We start from the raw sequence: 20,331 nt of genomic DNA on the forward strand, positions 1-20,331 counted from the left end.
ATGTCTTTAGCAATTCTAAAAAGTCGAGCTCAATTGGGTATTGAAGCACCGCTTGTCTCGATAGAAGTTCATTTGTCAAATGCTCTGCCTGGCTTATCAATAGTAGGCTTACCAGAGGCAGCTGTCAAAGAGAGCAAAGATCGTGTTAGAAGTGCTATCATAAACTCGGGATTTAATTTTCCAAATAAACGTATCACAATTAATCTTGCCCCTGCAGACTTACCTAAGAGTAGTGGAAGATTTGATTTGCCTATAGCATTAGGTATTTTATATGCATCGGGCCAAATAAATATTGTTAGAGATGTTGAAGATTTCGAGTTTGCTGGAGAGTTGTCTCTAGGTGGTGAGCTTAGGAAAATTTCTAGTGCGATACCGATGGCTATTAAGTGTGTTGCGAATAACAAAAAGCTTGTGATACCTATTCATAATGAAAAAGAGATTGCTTTAGTTGAAGATGTTTGTGCTTATTCTTTTGAGACTCTAAAAGAAATCGTAGATTTTTTATCTGGTGACGATAAAGCTTCGGTAGAACAATTACAAGAAATTGACTTTGAGAGACTGTATTCTGATTTAGAAGATGTAAAAGGACAATATCAGGCTAGACGCGCTTTGGAAATTGCAGCAGCAGGTGGTCATAATATTCTTTTAGTTGGTCCACCGGGAACTGGTAAGACTATGCTTGCTAGTAGGCTTAATTCTATTTTGCCACCATTAGACAAGAAAGAAGCCCTTTCATCAGCGATGATTGCTTCAATTAAAGGTGAATCAGGGATAGCAGAAAGTTTTTATAAAAGACCATTTCGTCATCCTCATCATACTTCTTCAGGTGTTTCTTTGGTTGGAGGTGGTTGTCAATTCCAACAATTAATGCTAATTTCCAGTAATTATTGCTAATGGGAATTAAAATGCATTCTTTTCCAATAATTATTGCTAATAGAAATTATAGAGGTAATAAGTGAGTTATGGCCAAAATATATGATAATCGCCCAGTTGATTGGGATGATAAGGATGAATCAGGAGCGAAGAGCCAAAGTAGTGTATCAGAGTATAAAAGTGGCAAAGTCCAAAAGAATGTAGTCAATGATAATAGTATAGTTCAAGAGGACTATGCAGAATCTCAAAAGAAGAAACTACTATCATCAAGTGAAGTTCGAGAGACTAGTAAGGGTAATATTACAACAACCTATGAAGATGATACTAAGCTAACCCAACAATCAAAGACAGCCAAAGAATCTTATCATTCAAATGATTTTAAAAGTGAAATCAAAAAAGAAACAATAGTAACAAAGACTGCTAATAAAACAGAAAGCATAATAGCAGATAGTACTACTATTAGTACTAATAAGCTAACAGAGACTAGCCACGGTAAACATGCTATCACGGCCACTAAGAATATTAATATCAAATCAAATCAAGCCAAGATATCAGCAGAGAAATTAGATGTTAAAGGTGCTAGTTTTGGCATGAGTGCAAAAAAGCATACAGAGAAAGCACCATTTAAGCATGTCAAAGCAGGAGATGTTAAATATAATGTAAGCGAAAAGCTAATGATGGATGCTGATATCAGTAAGTCATCATTTAAGCTACAAAATTATCAAACCAAACAAGCAGAATACAAACATCCTGATGATGTTGCAGATGATGTTTATTATATAGGTGAGGTTATATATAGCCCTAAGTTATCAAAGCTATATTTTGTACCTACAAATTTGGTTAGAGAAGTATTTAGCTCACAACAAAAGTATTTAAATAAATCAAAGACAAACTCAGTATATAAATATAACTATGGTAAACGCCAAGTAGCAAATAGATTTGATACAAGTCCGGATTTAGAACAAGTATTATTATCAAATAGGGATTATATTCATATAAGCTTTGTAAGAGCTAGTATGTGTATGTTAGATCAGTCGGTAGTTAGTAATCCAAATATAGTATCACTAGATTTTAGTAAGGCTAAATTAGATGGTAATACATCATTAATAAATTGGGGAACTATAAACTCAGATTTGGACTCTAAAGTAAAAGGCTTGGGATATAAGGCAGGATATAAGTTTGCAAATCAAGATGCAGTAGATGATGGAGTTAAGTATTTACAGAGCTTATCAGAGAATAATATAAATAGATGGTTGGATATAGGCAAGACATATCAAGCTAGTTTGCTATATATGGGCTTACTAATGGCAGGTAGATATAATTTCAAACAGATATCAGAGAAACAAGCAAGACTACCGTATAAACCAGATGTGATAGCAGATATTGACTATGATAATGAGACAGCTATAGCATATAAATCATATCAGCATGAAATAGATGAAGATTATGGAGTGTTTGATTTGGTTACTACAGAGGAATATGTAGATAGTGAGATACTATTATCACAGACAGTCAAAGTAGCTATAAAGGGTAATAAGTATACTTTAGAGGGAGATAATCATAGTAAATATCCTACTGACAAAGATAATCAAATAAAAGATGGATTATTATTGTGGAGTAGGACTGTTAGTACAAAGCATGATAAAAAGATAGAAAAGCTAAATCTAGGCAGGTTAAAAATCAAAGATTTAGAATCAAAGCAACTAATAAAACCTTATCAGATAGATTATAAAGATGATAAATGGTTAGTATATGCTGATTCGAAGTATCTATTGTCTACACATAATCATGATTTGGACTATCCAATTGGAGATGCTTTGATATTTGAAGCTACTGTAGATGAACATTACATATTAGAGAAGTTTTATTATTATCAAGAGGCTAGACATCAATTTGAGTTAGATGAAGATATAGTTGCTAAAGACACAAAACAAAAGCTAAGTCGTAGAGGGTGTTATGAATCCTTATTAGATACTTATGAGCAATCATCAGATGAGAAAATGAAAAGCTATTTAGAAAGCTTACAAGAAGATGGTAAGACAGTAAGTATACAAGCAGTAATAGAAGGGTTAGAGAAAGCATCTGATGAGCTAATATTAGCTTTAGTCCCTGACTCTGTAGGTAAGTTACTATACTTACTTAATAATCTAAATGAGGAAGATCAAAAGTTAGTACAAACAAATCAAGACTTAGCAGAAAGAAGAGTTAAGTTAGCACTAAAATTAGTAGCTACATTTAACACTAGAAAAGGCTATCTGATAGCACTACAACATTATCAACCACTGACAGAATATGACCAAGTAAAAGCAGAAGATAGTGTAGATGCTCTTTGGCATAATGATGATATGCTATTTGCTTCAAGTGATGATAAAACAGCTAGACTAATCAATGGAGCATATAATAAGCTTAATAGTGAAGATATGGTACTTAGACTTAGAAAGGATGAGGATCTTTTCTACAAGCATGAGTACTTAGATTTTGTACCAGTAGAAATAGCAGCCATAAGAGAAGCAGATGACATAGTACATGATCTTAAAGAGGAAGACCAAGAAGATACAAATCAACCACTAACTGACTTACCAGATAAAGATGCCTCTGTACTTTGTGAGCTGGTGTATGAGAAGAGTGCTTTGGAGTATGCTTTTAAAGATCCACTTATGAAAAAAGTTTCTTTGGCTAATATTTTTTATGATGTGACAAAAAAATATAAAAATGATAAAGGGCAAGTTATATATCCTGTTAGAGATGATAAGGGCTTTAATTTATCTGATGACTTTAAATATGCTTTAGAAAATTATCGTGTTTATTATTATAATGTCCTGAAGAAATATAAATTAATAACAACAAGTAATAGCCAATTAAGTAATAGTGTTGATTATTATTCTATTGTGATTGCTCATGCAAAAGATAAAAGTAATAGTGGTGTTTATGTTATTAATAGGGGAACAGATAGTAAACATAATTTATTTGTATCAGATATTAGTATGGCACTTAGTCAATCTCCAGAAATATTTAAAATAGCAATAAATTTTGTTAAAGATAGAGTCATAAACGAAGATATTAGTTTTATAGGTTTTAGTGGTCATAGTTTAGGAGGCTCTATAACACAAGCTCAAGTTGTATATTTTGAAGGAGAGAAAAAGAAAAAATACAAGTTAAGTATGTCAAAAGCCTTTGAGCCTTTTGGTATAAGTGCAATATTAAATAATTTGATTATACAATATAGACAAGCACAAATGCTTAAAAATCCTCCACCTATGGGAGCATTAAATTTTGATAGTATGGCACTATCAGCAAGTACAAATGTAAATGCTTTGGAAGAAACAAATATGTTTCTAAGAGAAAGATATGTAAGTAATAGTTATTATAACCAATATATATCAAGTTTTTATCGTGTAGGAGATGCTGTTGCTGAACAAGAATTAAAATCAATATTAGGAAATGTACAAAAAATAGAAACTGATTATAGTGTGAGCGAAGTATTTGCGAAATCTATAGTTAATAATATGGTAAATGATTTAAGTTCTATAGGTATATTGAGTAATTCAATATTTAGAGGAGTATCATCTGCAACAATAACTGTTGCTAAAGATAAGTTTTATAATCTACATACAATGAAGAATTATAAGTATCAAGGCTATAATGGAGATAGTGGTAGTTTATTACCAACTCAGATAAATCAGACAAATGTAGATAAACTATATGAAACTCAAGATGCAGTTGAAATAGCAAGATATAAGCTGGTATTTAGGGCTTTGGATTAAGGGATTAAATGATGATTAGATTATTTATGTTGCTAGTTTTGGCTTTTTATTTATCTAGCTGTTCATTATTTGGAGGAGCAAGTTATAAAGAGCAGCAAGAGGTTAAAAGTCAAGTAATGAAACTACTTGAAGAGGAATATAAACAGCCATTCAAGCTTGAGAATTTTGAATATAAATATGAAACACATTATGAATACTCATTTTTTTGGATAAATTGGGAGACTTATGGAACATATCATTTTGAAATACAAGCCGTAGATAATCCTATTATTGAATTAGAGTTTGAAATTAAAGATAAAAACAAAGAATCAATTAAAGATGTCGTTGATTCTTTTAAAAAGAATCAATTAAAAGAATTATATTGTAACTCTTTAAGAGCTTATTATAGAGCATCAATTATAGATAAAATAAAAGTGGAGCAACCAAATACAAAATTAGGAGAAAAATTCTGTAGTAATAGAGGTCAGGCATGGTATCAAGAATATAAGGATTACTATTTGAAACATAAAAATGAGTATAAAAAATTATAATAATATGCTCTAAAAGAGAGTATAAAATAGTTCTTACTATTTTTGTTTGTCTAAAATAAAATATAGGTATATCCTCAAATATCACTCGGATCTTGACTATGAAAGAAGAAATTAATTTTACATCTAAAGCCAGAATAATAAGGACATTAGGAGATAAGCTTATAAGTAATGAAATAGCCGCTATAGTAGAGCTAGTTAAAAATGCTTATGATGCGGATGCCTCTAAGTGTCTTATAAACATTGATCCAAAACAAGATCTTATAGTTATTGAAGATAATGGACATGGAATGTCTAAAGAAGATATTAAAACTAAATGGATTCAATTAGGGACAACTAATAAGCTCAAGAGTAAATTTTCACAATCAGGTAAAAGAAAAGTTCTAGGAAATAAAGGAATAGGACGTGTGGCCGCCGCTAAGCTGGGCTCAAGACTTGATATATATAGCACTATTAACACTGGTTTGAATTCAAGTGAATCAATACATTTAAGTGATATTGATTGGGATTTATTCTCAGATGATGTTGAAAAAATAAGTGATATAAAGTTTTACCTAGATAGTTTCACAAATGGTGTAAAAAGTAGTGGCACACGTCTTGAAATACGGAAATTATGCAATGATTGGACAAAGGAAAACTTAACTAATTTAATTAGAGAGTTAAGAAAGCTAGTATCACCAATTAAAATCAAAGTTAATGATAAAGAATGTGAGTTTAAAGTTTTTTTAAATTTAGATGCTTTTAATGTTGATGAGTATGGTTTTTGTGGGCACGAGTTGATTAATGGAGAAAGAAGTTTATTAGATGTTTTGGATTCAAAAAAGGGAGAAGAAAATTTAATAGAAGCTTTTCCTATATTGGATTCTTGTGATTATACTTTTGATGGAGTTTTTACTGATAATGCTATTAAAGGCGTTTTTATTATTAGTGATGAGGGAGTGAAGCATGAGTTAGTAGCTACAATAGATAGACCAGTATGCTGTGGGAAAGGTAGTATTAAATTAAGTATTTTTGATCGTGATGCAGATTCTATAAGAAATACTTTTGGTAAATCTGGGATAAATTTATCAGATAAAAAAGAAATAGGGCTGAGAGATGCTAGAAACTTTTTAAATGAATTGTCAGGAATAGCTATATATAGGGATGATTTTAGAGTTCGTCCATATGGGGATAAGGATGCTGATTGGTTAAATTTGGATAAAAGGCGTGTGCAAAATCCATCTTTACGTTTAGAACAAGCTCAAATATCTGGAATAATACTTATTGATGACGAAGAAAGTTCTGGACTTATAGAAAGAAGTAGTAGAGAAGGGTTCGAACATAATGATAGTTACTTATCTTTAAAATTGCTTCTTCTCAAATTATTAAAAAAAATAGAAGAGATTAGATATAACTATAATCAAAAGGTAGGAAAAAATAGAGATTCACAAGGTGATAAAGTTAGTTCCGCATTTAATAAATTACAGCATGAAGTCAGCCTTAAAAAGATTGAAAACTTCTCTGATTACCTGACAGATGATAAGAAAGAAGAGTTTAATAAAGTTGTATATGAACATAAAACTACTTTAGAGAGTTTGATAAAGATAATAAAAGAACGTCAAGCAATGTTAGAGGGGCGTTCAACCCTAGGTTTTATAATGGCAGAAGTATTACATGAAGCTAGACATCATACATCTTCATTAGGTGGTAGATTAAATTCATTATCTAAAAGATTAAAAAAGAAGTGGAGTAATGATATAACACCAGAAGTTCTAGATGAATTACAGAATAGTATTAATGATGGGATAAATAATATTCGTGGGTTAGAAAATCTTTATCGTAGGCTTAATCCGTTAATTAGGGTTAGAAATGGTAAGAAATATGACTTTTTTGTAGGAGAGGTTATAAAAAAAGCTATTTTAGTATATGAGCATAAATTAAATGAATTAGGTGTGAATATCGACTTACAAACCTCTGACGAACAATATGTAATAAATGGCTTAGAGGGCGATTTGACAACAGCTATCATAAATCTTATTGATAATTCTCTATACTGGTTTGAAGCAAGGAAGATAAAGGAACCTATTATTAAAATATTTATTCAAAAAGTAGAGGAATTAATATTTATTACTATTGAAGATAATGCAGGAGGCGTTTCAGATAAATTTAAAGATTCAATTTTTAATGTTGGATTCACATCTAAGGAAAATGGTTCTGGTTTGGGATTAAGTATTGCTCGAGAGTCATTAGGGAGAATGGGAGCGTATATAACACATGAGAATACTCTAAGTGGATCTGTTTTTAAAATAGGAGCTAAGGAAGATATATGAAAAAATATAATATCTTAATTATAGAGGATCAAATGGAACAATTTGAGCGTTATAAAGAAGTATTAGATTATGATGATGATTTAAGTAATAAGTATTCTTTAATCAATGCCAAAACAGTTGAAGAAGCAAAAACGATAATTTCAAACACAACTATTCATGCATCTATTTTAGATTTGGAAATTCCTTTAAATAAAGATGAGCAAACAATGATTAAAAATGGAGAAGATTTATTAATAGAAATATTGGAAGAAAAGCGTTTTCCAATATTTGTAGTATCTGGGAATGCAGAATCTTTAGATAAAACCAAACTTCCACCACATGTAGAGCCTCTTATAAAAGAGTCAAATGTGTATGAAGAGGTTTTTAATAAATTTGATACTATAAATGGTCTATTAGATATAACTACTATAATACCAGAAGCAATTGAGGATATAGGTAAGGATTTCACAACAGGATTTTGGGAGTTATGGTCAAATTGGAAAGTACTAGAAAAGAGATTTAAAATCTCTTCAGAAAAAGAAAAATTAGTTCTCAAAAGATATCTTTGTGCTCATATGATGGAAAGCTGGTTAGCGAATGATATTTTTGGAGAGATACATCATACTGAATTTTATACATATCCATTAATTCGAGAAAGTATTTATACCGGAGATATTATTGAATATGAAGACTCTTTTTGGATAGTAGTAACACCACCATGTGACTTATCTAATGGTTGCTATCCCGAAAACTTAACCTTATTAAAGTGTGAAGGTGATGGTAGTGATACAAAGAATAGGATAGGTGCTTTTAGTAGTGCGACTACAGATGCAAAAAGATTAGAAAAAAAAGAGAAGATAATAAAATTATTTACGGCTCCTGAAGTATCAAAGCACTATCTTCCTGCTTGGGATGATAAGCTGGGTCCACAAAATATTATGTTTAAAAAAATAAGAACAATTGAATTCTCTGAGAGTAAAAGAAAAGATATTCAGAAATCAAGAGTAGCTGCTGTGAGCTCTCATATTTTGCCATATATAATGCAAAGATACGGAGCTTATGTATCTAGAGTAGGCCAACCTTCAGTCATGGCAGATGCTTATATTGACTATATGATAGATGTTCTAAGTAGCTCATGAACGATATTAGCAATTTGATAAGCAAGTAATGGAGGTACTGCATTCCCTACTTGTTGATACTGTGATGTTTTAGGGCCTTCAAATTTATAGTTGTCTGGAAATGTTTGTATTCTTGCAGCTTCTCTTACTGTTAAACTTCTACACTGAGATGGGTCATAATGTATAAAATAATGACCATCTTTTGCTATGTGTGATGTTATTGTGGTGGCTGGTTTATCTGCTATTTGAACTTTAAATCGATCATTAAATAATGCTCTAGACTTTACGGCATTCATTACATTTTTATGTTTTGGTAATAATTCAGTTGGTAAATCATGTAGCTTGGGACTGATATTGTTCTTTTTAGCTAAAGAAGACATGTAGTAATAGCGATGTAGGTCTGAGTCCATGTGAGATTTGGATACATGGTTTAACACGCCATTTAATTTCTCATCAAAAAACCATTCTTTATAAATTGTTGGAGTACGAACCGTATTGTATTTTAAGAACTCACTACCTCTAGATAAGTTATTTCCTATTTTAGCCGTAGGGAATTTAGATAGAATTTTTTCTCTCCAAATTTTGAGAGTGTCTTCTCCTTTGGATAAACCAGATCTGATTTTAGGCAAATCATTTATAACATCTTTGCATGATATTATTTTTGCTTGCTTTTCTAAAGTGTTTGGTTTGATATTAATATCATTACGAATACCAAGTAGTATTACTCTATGCCTACATTGAGGGATACCATACTCTTCACTTTTGATAATAAAATCTTCCCTTTTAAGTTCACTAGGATCTTTATCAATAGCTAATGAATAGATAGAGTATGTTTCATTCTTATTAAATTTTTTCTTCGTAGGTTTTTTCACCTTGCTAGGTATTTTTATATCATCAAGTATTTTATCAAAAATATATTCACCATTTAGCTTTGATGAGAGTATACCTTTTACATTCTCCATAACAAAAACAGCAGGATTTATATCCGCTATTATCTTTAAATATTCTAAATAGAGTGTATGTCTAGGGTCAGATTCAAAGTTTTCATTTTTTGCCATTTTTGCTCGTCCAGCAAGTGAGTAAGCTTGACATGGAGGTCCTCCTATAATGATTGAATTTTTAGGATTGACCACTTGCTGATTTATTTTTTTCATGACTTCATTATGAGGAAAGTCTTCTGATCCTAATTCTATTTGGTGCACCTCATTTTTTATACAAGCTGCTTGCTCAGGATACTTAGAAAAAAGATCATCAATTGATATCTCACCTCTAACATACTGATAGTATTCTTTAGGTACAGTTTTAAACTGTCGATAAAATGCTCTAAGACTTAAAGTCTTATATGCAAAAGATTCTTTTTCAATGGAAATCTTTATTTTGAAAGGTTTCTCATTATCGTTGGTAAATGATGAAAAGCCTTCTCCAAGCCCGCCAGGTCCTGCAAAGAGATCTATGATTTCTGTCATTGAATTAATTGTTCGTAATTTTTTCTTCCAGGTTACCAGGATATGCTATTTTAAGCAATATGTGATAGAATAATTATATACATATTATGGAGATTTATATGACATGGACGATATCTTTCTGTTAGAGTTGCTGTTACTCGAAAGTGAAAAAGAAAGTTTTAAGTTAACGGAAGAAGATAAGGAATGGGTTAATTCTTGATTTGATCATCAATGCCATCTAAATTGAAGTCCTCTAACTTTTCATCAATTTCTTCACTTGCTTCAGAATATTGATTTTTTAATATTTCCTCAAGATTTATATCAATATTTTCGCGTTGTTGAATAGGAAGATCTTTTTTGTCCTCGAAGTCTTCTCCAACTTTAGAAATATTTTCAAATAAGTCATCCCATGTTTTTTCTTTTTTCATGATTATTTTTGCTAAAGTTGTTTTTTACCATTTTAACAAATGTAAGCTAATAAAGCCTTTGTATTTCTAAATTCCAATAATTAATGCTAATATTTTTATAGAAATTAGTGATTGGATATATTTATTTGGCTATTGAAACTTTCCCTAAAGATGATGTTCCAAGAGTGGTCTGCTGGTATACAGGAATTTGTAAGGATACTATAACAAACCCAGAAACATATGTGTTAATAAGAAAGATTATTGATGGAGTGATTGATTTAAGATCAACAGAAATAATAAGAGTACCTATACGAGTGCTTGATGAGTGTCGTATAGCTTCTATATGGCAAAATCAAGAAAGGATATATAGGTGTTTGGATGAAATTCGTACTGGTAATAATAGTTTTAATGAAATCGTTGAAAAATCCTTTGAAATAAACTTCTCACAAGAAGAGAATGGGACCATTTCTAAATTAGAAAAAAATATTGATAATAGTGTATATTCATTTATTTTTGGAGATACGAGTAAGCCTTATAATAAAGTTACTAAAAGTAAAATAGTCTCCATGAGTGCAACAAATGGAGTTAATATACATATTCCGAGTTTAGAGGTGTTGACTTCAATGATTTGTCCTAAAGATAAAACTTTAAGGACAAAGTTATTGCAAAAGTCTATAGATGATATTCTAAAGGAGTATTTGCTATATTATAAGAGATCTCATAAAGGCTATCATATTAAACTTAAAGAAAGGAAGAGGCATAGTAATCTTGTTTTGTTAGCTTATTTAGCATTAAATTCTGAGACTAAAAGAAAAATCTCTAAGATATATAGTTATTTAGTAAAGTCAGAAGAATATACTTTCGACCCTGTAATGGTAGGAATACTTCCATATCACCCACAAAAAGTTGAATTACGTGTTCGAGGAATAGCATATGATAATGATTTTTTGGTTCTTCAAGTCACGGGTTGTTCACTACCTTCAGAAAAAGATATATATCATGAAGATACTTTGCATGTTTCGAAAGGAAAGTTTCAAAATGAAAAACCTTTTGGGGCAATAAAGAACAGTGAGATAAAAGAAAACTTGCCTATAACTAATGATAATCCAGGAATGAATGCAGGAACTGTTTATATGGCTAATGAAGTATCAAATAATATAGGAAAACCAGTTAATATTATACGAAATGTAAAGTTAGTTGAATCAGAAAATAATCAGCCTAGAAAGCCTTTAAAAGAAAATGAAGCTTTGGGAGTTGGTACTGGTGATGAAAGTAATGATAAGGCTAGTGAAAATTTAGCAAAATTAAGAGATTCTGAAGCTTGTGAAGATGAAACTAATTTAGAAACTTTTTACAAAACTTTACAAGATACTGTGGATGGTGAAGAAATTTTGTCTGTTTGCTGTATTAATAAAGATGGGAAATCTTCATTAGATTTTAAAGCTATAGATTTTCCAACTACAAACCATGGTAAAAAAGTTCATTGGGCAATTAGAAATGGTCGAGCTAGGAAATTTATATTGGCCAAAGTTGAGTATGTTAATAATAGATCAGCATATATATTAGAGATTGAAAAAACAGGAGAGGAATCATCATTATATACATTGCTTTTTAATTTTAAAGAGCATGTGTTTAATACAAAAGAGCTCTATGAGTTAGTATTTTTTATTATTAGAAATAGAGGAAGTTATACTAAGCGTGAAGGTAGAACAAATGTATTTAGAAGAGTACCTTTATATAAATATCTTCTAATAAGTCATAAAAAAATTAATGGTAGTTATAAACTAAAACTAGTTAGAGATATTAAAAAAGGAATCGATAAAGATATATTTATATAGATCGCAAGACTAAAGGGATATAAAAAATTGTATTGTATAGCTTTACGTAATATTTTCCATTAGTGTGTATTAGAATGCGGTTGCTGATATACGAATATTTAGGTAACTGTAACCTATGAAAATATGATAATGATAAATGTAAGAATCTTTGTTTTTGTTTATTTGAGTGTTTTTTGAATCTTAGGATCCTTAAAAGCTGAAACTCTAAATGTTTTTCTGATAAAGAAGGTCTTGTTAATTCAGTTCTTGGAAGAGTTTTCATGCTATAGTCAATAAAGTTCTTTTTATGTAAGAAATTAATAAAGCCCGTAATTGAAGATTTATGACCGGGGTAGATAAATACGAAGCTGCTTATGGCTTCTTTATTAAAATCTTTGAGATTGTAAAATATTAGGATTTCTATGAGTGAATTAGCTGAGGTTAGAGCTTGTCTAATAGCAGAGAGAGCTATTTTAGGCTTATTATTCAGATATTCATAGTACTTTAAAAAAGCAGAAGAAAATGTTGATTGAGAGTGCTTATGTTTTCTTAAGTAGGTATGTATGGTTTTTCGTAAATGATATTCTTTCTTATCTTGATTAGAGATGTTTATTAGTTTCTTTATTTTAAGAAATTTTAATACGGTCGAGCTGCAGCTCTGAGATATATTAATGTATTCAGAGCAAATATCCTTAAAGCTTGGGAATTTTTGGAGTTTCATTATTGTGTGATCAATAATCATAAAATGCTTATGAAACCTATTTATGTTTATGCTCGAGTAATGTGGATCCCTATATCTTGCTAGCCATAAACAGAATTTTACAAATAATTTCATGGTATTCTGTAATTTAAACTCATATGATCGAAGCTTTCTGTAAATACCATTCATAGATGTACACCCATTACAGAAATTACCAAAACCAGCTGGTATTTTTTTACCACATGTTTTACAACATCTATAGACTTCATTAGCACAAATATTACAAATTGGTTTTTTATTAAGGTCATAGAAATAACAGGGTCTTGTATACTTACATGAAAAGCATATTTGTTTATTCATAATCTACTTATTAAGTCTTTTAGCATGTTGTCAACAATACCTTCAGGAGTGGGTATAAATTCTTTTTTTACAATTTTCTTTGATACTGAGTTTTTACTATTATCGACAAGACTACCTTTAATAAAATTTATAATTTCAAAAGAACTTTCTTTCTGAATGAACATGGATTTAGAAATGCTAGAATCTTTTAATACTTGTATTAATTCTTCTTTAGTTAAAAAAGCTATTCTAGCTAGTATCTTAAGTATTGTGTATCTTTCTAAAATATCTCGATATTCGAAAGCCTTGTTAGAAAAGCTGCAGCTTTTTAACTCTATGTCAAAAGCAAATCTTTTTAAAAAATAACTAAATGGTTTAGGTGATTTTATAGCTCTTATTATCATTGATAGAATTACTCTAATTAGTTCAAATTGTTCTTTACAGTATTTTGTTCCAAACAATAAGTGGGTATTTGTATAAATACTATGAGTTAAGTGATCCTGTATTTGTATCACTAATTTATCTGCAGGCACACCTTTATGGTTTGCTAATGAATAATCACAGTAAAAACAGTTTTGTACTTTACCCTTATCGAAAGTAACAAGATGTGGTAGGAATAAAGAGCTGCAGTTAGGGCATGCATTTGATAGTAAACATTTGTGTTTAGTGCAAGTTATAACCCAGGCTAGTCTATATGGTTTTTTTAATGAAAAGTCATTTTCTTTAAAGCATTCATGACAATAGAAGTAACCATTCGTTTTTATTCTATTTCTAGAGCCTAAGGGAACTAGCCAAGAGTATCTAGAAGAGTATTTATTAATTTTTAGAAGGGTTTCGTGAAGTAGCGATTCTTTAAAGCGTGAAATGGGGATGTTGGTCGAGTTAGCTAATGCTTTTAGGTATTTAGTAGAAATGTTTACATCAATATCTATGCTCCAACATCTCCAGTTATTCCATATAGCTCCAGTAAAGTTTATTGGATCAGATCCATTAGCTATAGAATTACGAATAAGCCATGAGCTTAGCGATTCATTTTCATTAAATTGAAGAATGATGGGCCACTTATTTTCTTTTTCTGAGTCCATGAGTTTTCTTAACCCATTTATGTTTTTCAATAATTTCTATAGATATAGATTCTGTTTTTGTTTCTAATGCTGTAACGCAACATTCAATTAATAGCTTATGTAAATCACCCAGATTGCCTTCTGAGATAGTGTAGAGAAGAGTAGCTTTTTCTTTAGAGGCTAAATTTGAATCTATTCTAAGAGGAAGTCGCTTTTCAAAAGATTTTAGTAGAGATCTAAAATCTTTATTCAAATCCCACTTAGGTAAAGTAACAATGTCAAAGCGGCTTGCATGTTGTGGATCTGAGTGCAATATTAATGCAGCATCATGTGTTCCTACTCCAACTATTGGTATGAAAAGTTCATTACTTAAATTCTTTATTACATTCATAACTATACGCTGTTTTGCGGCTGTACCACTGAGCAAATTATGAATCTCATCTAGAATAAGCATTTTAACATCACATTGTTTCATAAGATGAATAACTTGATGACGTAATTTAGCTGTTGTGTCAGTAGTTCTAAATGGTGTCCAAAACTTATCTAGAATAGCTATGTACAGTGCTTTTTCATCAGCTGAAACAGGGGATTGTGCTACAACTAGTGTTTTTTGCGCATGAGACATTTTCTCAGTATCTTCAATTATCTGGCAAGGGTGGAGGGATTGGAAATAGTTAATTAAGGATGTTTTTCCCATATTTGACTCACCAATAAGTAGTAAGTTTTGCATTCTTGGTTGCTTAGGTCTTCTTAAAAGACTATTAAGCAGTTTTACTATATCTATAGTCTTAGGGTAGTTAATCCAAACAGGTCTGTAGAGATAGTCTATTCTTTTATCAGTGCTTTCATCTATAATCTTCTTTGTTTCTTCATCCAAATGTAAATATTCTGACATCGCTCAAATTTCTCTAATCAAAAGCTTCAACATCATCATCCCATAAATCATCTTCATGGTTTGTGCTATTAGTAATAGGGGTCTTTTTTATGGTTAGTTGTTCTTTTATATTATCCTTTCTTTGCTTCTGTCTTCTTATCTTTTTTGATGCGGAGGCACTTGTTTTTACATGGTGTTGCATTTCTTCTAGAGCTAGTAATACATTTGAAGAGGTTATTTTAGCTCTTTGAGTTTTTAGAGTACTCTTTACAGATTTATATTCAAATAGACTAATAGGAGGTATGGATTGATCTGCTAAAGGAATTTTAAAATATTGTTTTAGTTGTGGCTCGAAAAACCAGATATATGAAATATCTCTCGGATCTCTTCTAAATATAAATTTTTCTTTTTGTTTACTTGAGGAAGAGATGTAATTAATCCAAGGTCTTAAACAATTATCATAGTAGCTCAGCCCATCTATATTGACTCCAGCTCTTTGAATTGTTCTATTGAATATTGGTAAGAAATCTATTAATAAGGTATCTTGATTGTTTGGTTTTGTAGGGTAACCACAACCAGTATGTTCGCTTGTTCCAAATATACCATCTTCCCACTTTTGTAGTGGAGACATCCCTAAAGAACTATGCTTCTTTTGATGGTATACCTTGGTTATAAATAATAACAACCACTTTTCAAACTCCTTGAATGTCAAGCACGCATTTTTATCTGAGTCATAATTGCCTCTTTCAGAGATATTTGAAAACGTAGTTCCCGGTAGCGAATGAACCTTTTTTACTATAGTTCCAATAAGTCTTTCTATATGCCCACCAAAGTTCGGTTTTCCGACAGGTCTAAATTCAATGTTAATACCGTAAGATAAACAAGATTTTCTTAGTGAATCAGATCTGAAATCAGCACCATTATCGACATGAATAGTATTCATTATTCCCCATACAGGCCAACCAGCATCAACTTCATATTGTAGCAGTAGCTTATCTTTAGGTAACATTGAGCATGTAAGACATAAAGCTACTGATGCTTCGCTTGGAGGTTCTAATGATAGGTAGTAACCAGTTATCATTCTGCTGTATACATCTATAGCAAGAGTTATCCATGGTCTTCCTATTGGTAACCTATTTTCATCATCAACTAAAATTATATCCATAAGAGTATGATCTATCTGAACTACTGATAGTGGATTTGTTGCATGAGGAAAGCTTCCAGCTGCAGGTGAATATATATTCCTTGCTATATCTTTATTGCCTTGTTTCTTTAATCTTTCTTCATTACTTATTTTTGCAATTCTTGATCGAATAGTATTCTTACTGGGAGGAGTTATATTTTTGTTATGACATTCTATGTGAACAAGTTCTATTATTCGTTGTATACAGGGTTTTTGCTTAGTTAAGTAATATTCTTCAATAGTTTTTTCTATAACCATATCAGCTATTTGAGAGATACGACTAGAACCAATTTCACTACCAGGTTTTTGTTTTAGAAGACTTGTGATAGCTCCACTAATTCTATAATTACGTAACCATCTATATATGGTTGTAAAATGAATATTGTTTTTTTCTGCTACAGTCTCTATATCTTCTTTTGTTGTCGATACGCCAAGTAAAGGTTTGATTATTTCAAAGCGTCTTTCTATCTCTTGCCACTGTGTATCGGTATACGAAGAAACATCTTGCCCATCACTGATTATTTCGTTTTTATCTATAATATTTTTTATTTCATGAACTAATATCGACTTAGCTTTTCCTGTTTTAATATTCACGCCAACGACTGTTTCAAAATCAATGGTTTGCGTTATTCTAAAAATATCATTTTTGACTTTAACATACTGTTTTGGTTTTATTACCACTTTACTTCTATCTATAGTGTATTGACTCATAAAAATTCTCTTTATTTTTGCACCATATAATCGTGCTACGACTTATTGGCAGATTCATATTACAACAAATACAATGCTTAGCTATCAAATTAAGTATTTGCCCAAGAGCAATGCCTTTTTGTTCTCTAGTAACATATAAGTACTCTAAGATTTCATCAATTGATAAATGTCCTGATAGTGATAAATGCTCTAAAATCCTTGCTTCTTCTTCCAAAGAATATTCAATATATTTTCTAGCATTAACCAACTTGATATTATTTAAGTATTGAGAGCGTATTTTATTCTCATCATATATCTTAAATATATAACCATTTTCTTTAGCATATTTTGTAGCTAACCTGAATTTCTCTCGAAGTTTAGACCAATTTGTTTTTATAAACTTTCTAGGTTTAACCTCTACAATGTATGAAGAGGGTAAACTAGTATCTGCAGAAAAATCCACTTTGAAATCCGGAGTATATGAAGCTTCTCTATTATTTAAGTTATTATACTTAAAGGTTATAGGTTGTTCAGTTAGATCTAATACAAGAGGATTAAACTCCATAAGAGTAATAAAATCTCTTTCTAAGGTTGATTCGAAACTAACAGTTTTTTCTAATCTAAAAGGATAATTCCCTGAAACACTTGAATAAGTGTAGTGTATATCTCTATAATTAGACTTTATTTTCATAATGTTTTTTTCAGATGTTATTTATTAGCACTAATTCTTGGATAATTGACATATTTTATGGCAGATTATCATTAATTCTTGGAATTGTGTCTAATAAAATCATTGATTTATATAGAAGTATATTAGCACTAATTCTTGGAATTGACAGTGGTAGCAATCCTATGCCCGGTGAAATATCTTTAGCTCATAATGGCGTGTTATTCCTTGATGAGTTGCCAGAGTTTGACCGTAAGGTTCTAGAGGTTTTAAGAGAACCTCTTGAGACGGGAGTTGTAAATATTTCTAGAGCAAAGTGTCAGGTAGAGTATCCAGCGAACTTCCAATTGATAGCTGCTATGAATCCCTGTCCGTGTGGGTATTTAGGATCGCAGTATAAAGAGTGCTCAGATTCAATTCAATCAATTAGAAGATATCAAAGTAAGCTTTCGGGACCTCTTTTGGATAGAATTGATTTGCAGGTTGAGGTTCTTGAGCTAGCAAAAGAGGATCTAACAAATCAAGAGTTAAGAGGCGAAAAAAGTAGTATAATTAGGGAGCGAGTTAAAAAAGCGAGAGATATCCAGATCACTAGGCAAGGTAAAATAAATTCAATGCTAACGAGTAAAGAGTTAGACGAGGTTTGTGACCTTGATGAAGAAAGTAAAAAAATGCTAACACTAGCTATAGAAAAGCTTGGACTATCAGCCAGAGGGTACTATAAAATACTCAAAGTTGCTCGAACAATAGCAGATTTAAGCGGATGCAAGAAAATTGAAAAACTAGCAATTCAAGAAGCTATAGGTTACAGAAAAATGGACAAGTTTTTTAAATAGTCCTTCATAATAAATTTAAAGGTATGTTAAGTATGAGAGAGTTGTTTTTAGATGCATTTAAGCATGAGAAATTAGAAAAACCACCGATATGGATAATGCGTCAAGCTGGTAGATATTTACCAGAATATCGTGCAGTAAGATCAAAGTTTGAGAACTTTATGGATATGTGTCGCAATGCAGATGCTTGTTGTGAGGTGGCACTACACCCGCTAGAAAGATATGATCTTGATGCTGCAATTGTATTTTCAGATATTTTAACTATTCCTGAAGCAATGGGTATGGATCTGAAATTTATCAAGGGAGTTGGTCCTGTATTTTCTGATCCTATTGAGTCAGAAAAGGATTTAAATAGGTTAAAGTCAGCAGAAGATAGTGTTGGTGATTTGGAATATGTTTACAATGCTGTTAGAACTACGAAGGCTGCTATAAATGTACCTCTTATAGGTTTTACTGGAAGTCCATGGACACTTGCTGCATATATGGTTGAGGGCTCTGGCTCAAAACAGTTTAATAAACTAAGAAAAATGATGTATGCAAATCCTCAATTGATGCACGCACTTCTTCAAAGGTTAGCGGATATAACAGTGATTTACCTGCTTGAGCAAGTCAAAGCCGGTGCTAGTTCTTTAATGATTTTTGACACTTGGGGAGGAATTCTACCTTTAGAACAATATAAAGAATTTTCATTAAAGTATATGGAGTATATTGCTAAAAATGTTAAGCAGAAATCTAATGTTCCTGTAGTTTTCTTCACAAAAGGAGGGGCAAACTTTTTTGAGGAGTTTAAAGATAAGTCATGTGATGGGGTTGGTGTTGATTGGAGTGTAACTCTAGATCAAGCACGCCATAGGATAGGTGTAGGTAAGGTTCTGCAAGGCAATTTTGATCCGGCATTCTTGTATGGCACACCTGATAGTATCAGAAGTACGGTTAAGAAAAGTATGGAGTTTATCCACTCAGATAAGCTGAATAATTATATTGTAAATTTAGGTCATGGGATATATCCTGATATTGACCCTGACAATGTAAAAGTTATGATAGATGCTATAAGAGAGTTTAGTATTTAAAAAAAGAGATTATTATAAGGCTTGACATCTACTGAAATGTTGTTATTATATATTCTCATAGACGCGGGGTGGAGCAGCTTGGTAGCTCGTCGGGCTCATAACCCGAAGGTCGTAGGTTCAAATCCTGCCCCCGCTACCAAAAGTTTTTATTTTATAAAGGCCCTTCAAGGGCCTTTTTGCTATCTAGAGGGTATGCAAAATCTAAGGGGTGAAAATGTTACTAGATGATTTGTATGAAATAGTAGAACCCATCACAGCTGATTTAGGCTATATTTTATGGGGAATAGAGGTTGTAGGTACTGGTAAGCTTACAATACGTATCTTTATTGATCATGAGAATGGTGTTTCAGTTGATGACTGTCAGGTTGTAAGTAAAGAGGTGAGTGCAATTTTTGATGTGGAAGATCCTATCTCAGATAAGTATGTTCTAGAAGTATCTTCTCCGGGTATGAATCGCCAAATTTTTAATATTATTCAAGCACAAGCTTTGATAGGATTTAATGTTAAGGCAGTTACTTTAACACCAGTTGAGTCTCAAACAAAATTTAAAGGTGTGCTTGAGAGAGTTGAAGGCAATGATGTTACTCTAAAGCTTGATGATGGTAAAGAAGTCAGTTTTGATTTTGATGAGCTTAAGAAGTTTAGAGTTTCGCCAGATTTTAGTTAGATAGA

General features: G+C 31.3%; 15 protein-coding genes and 1 tRNA gene. 10 read left to right on the plus strand and 6 right to left on the minus strand.

Annotation, left to right across the window (positions count from 1 at the left end; genetic code table 11):
• From F0R75_RS09570 to F0R75_RS09590, 5 genes are all read left to right on the plus strand, one after another.
• A complete protein-coding gene (locus F0R75_RS09570; protein ID WP_149368886.1) occupies positions 1 to 894 on the plus strand; it encodes a YifB family Mg chelatase-like AAA ATPase in 894 nt (297 codons plus the stop codon).
• A gap of 68 nt (positions 895 to 962) precedes the next feature.
• Positions 963 to 4,637, plus strand: coding sequence for a hypothetical protein (locus F0R75_RS09575; protein ID WP_149377295.1), 3,675 nt, complete (start codon positions 963 to 965; stop codon positions 4,635 to 4,637).
• Between the two features lie 11 nt (positions 4,638 to 4,648).
• Complete coding sequence (locus F0R75_RS09580; protein WP_149368884.1) at positions 4,649 to 5,167, plus strand: hypothetical protein; 519 nt, start codon at positions 4,649 to 4,651, stop codon at positions 5,165 to 5,167.
• Between the two features lie 98 nt (positions 5,168 to 5,265).
• A complete protein-coding gene (locus F0R75_RS09585) occupies positions 5,266 to 7,473 on the plus strand; it encodes a sensor histidine kinase (RefSeq protein WP_149368883.1) in 2,208 nt (735 codons plus the stop codon).
• On the plus strand, positions 7,470 to 8,591 hold the full coding sequence (locus F0R75_RS09590; protein ID WP_149368882.1) for a response regulator: 1,122 nt from the start codon (positions 7,470 to 7,472) through the stop codon (positions 8,589 to 8,591). Before F0R75_RS09585 ends, F0R75_RS09590 begins: the two co-directional genes overlap by 4 nt.
• Here the strand turns inward: F0R75_RS09590 and F0R75_RS09595 are convergent.
• Together F0R75_RS09595 and F0R75_RS09600 are read right to left on the minus strand one after the other, a co-directional pair.
• Entirely contained in the window at positions 8,561 to 10,036 is a 1,476-nt protein-coding gene (locus F0R75_RS09595) for a DNA cytosine methyltransferase (protein WP_149368881.1), read from the minus strand. The genes F0R75_RS09590 and F0R75_RS09595 overlap by 31 nt on opposite strands.
• 188 nt (positions 10,037 to 10,224) lie before the next feature.
• Complete coding sequence (locus tag F0R75_RS09600) at positions 10,225 to 10,443, minus strand: hypothetical protein (protein WP_149368880.1); 219 nt, start codon at positions 10,441 to 10,443, stop codon at positions 10,225 to 10,227.
• Between the two features lie 125 nt (positions 10,444 to 10,568).
• On the opposite strand from F0R75_RS09600, the gene F0R75_RS09605 reads away from it, so the two are divergent.
• A complete protein-coding gene (locus tag F0R75_RS09605; protein WP_149368879.1) occupies positions 10,569 to 12,260 on the plus strand; it encodes a hypothetical protein in 1,692 nt (563 codons plus the stop codon).
• 1,035 nt (positions 12,261 to 13,295) lie between these two features.
• Here F0R75_RS09605 and F0R75_RS09610 read toward each other — a convergent pair.
• The 4 genes from F0R75_RS09610 to F0R75_RS09625 are packed head-to-tail and all read right to left on the minus strand — an operon-like array spanning position 13,296 to position 17,780.
• The gene (locus F0R75_RS09610) at positions 13,296 to 14,363 is read right to left on the minus strand and encodes a TniQ family protein (RefSeq protein ID WP_149368878.1); all 1,068 of its coding nucleotides are present in this window, start codon (positions 14,361 to 14,363) and stop codon (positions 13,296 to 13,298) included.
• Positions 14,341 to 15,237 (minus strand): TniB family NTP-binding protein, encoded by an 897-nt coding sequence (locus F0R75_RS09615; protein ID WP_149368877.1) that lies wholly within the window; start codon positions 15,235 to 15,237, stop codon positions 14,341 to 14,343. The genes F0R75_RS09610 and F0R75_RS09615 overlap by 23 nt, the downstream gene beginning before the upstream one ends.
• Positions 15,238 to 15,250: 13 nt before the next feature.
• Positions 15,251 to 17,110 (minus strand): Mu transposase C-terminal domain-containing protein, encoded by a 1,860-nt coding sequence (locus tag F0R75_RS09620; RefSeq protein ID WP_149368876.1) that lies wholly within the window; start codon positions 17,108 to 17,110, stop codon positions 15,251 to 15,253.
• A complete protein-coding gene (locus F0R75_RS09625) occupies positions 17,088 to 17,780 on the minus strand; it encodes a TnsA endonuclease N-terminal domain-containing protein (protein WP_149368875.1) in 693 nt (230 codons plus the stop codon). Before F0R75_RS09625 ends, F0R75_RS09620 begins: the two co-directional genes overlap by 23 nt.
• A 14-nt stretch (positions 17,781 to 17,794) precedes the next feature.
• Between F0R75_RS09625 and F0R75_RS09630 the strand changes: the two genes are divergently transcribed.
• From F0R75_RS09630 to rimP, 4 genes are all read left to right on the plus strand, one after another.
• Positions 17,795 to 18,592, plus strand: coding sequence for an ATP-binding protein (locus F0R75_RS09630; RefSeq protein ID WP_246145956.1), 798 nt, complete (start codon positions 17,795 to 17,797; stop codon positions 18,590 to 18,592).
• A 32-nt stretch (positions 18,593 to 18,624) separates the two neighbouring features.
• Positions 18,625 to 19,659: a uroporphyrinogen decarboxylase gene (gene hemE, locus F0R75_RS09635; protein ID WP_149368874.1), complete on the plus strand. Its 1,035-nt coding sequence runs from the start codon at positions 18,625 to 18,627 to the stop codon at positions 19,657 to 19,659.
• Between the two features lie 62 nt (positions 19,660 to 19,721).
• A tRNA-Met gene (locus F0R75_RS09640) sits at positions 19,722 to 19,798 on the plus strand.
• Positions 19,799 to 19,873: 75 nt separating this feature from the next.
• Positions 19,874 to 20,326: a ribosome maturation factor RimP gene (rimP, locus tag F0R75_RS09645; RefSeq protein ID WP_013922318.1), complete on the plus strand. Its 453-nt coding sequence runs from the start codon at positions 19,874 to 19,876 to the stop codon at positions 20,324 to 20,326.
• Positions 20,327 to 20,331 lie beyond the last annotated feature (5 nt).

The organism is Francisella marina, from assembly GCF_008369785.1.
Lineage (GTDB): Bacteria > Pseudomonadota > Gammaproteobacteria > Francisellales > Francisellaceae > Francisella > Francisella salimarina.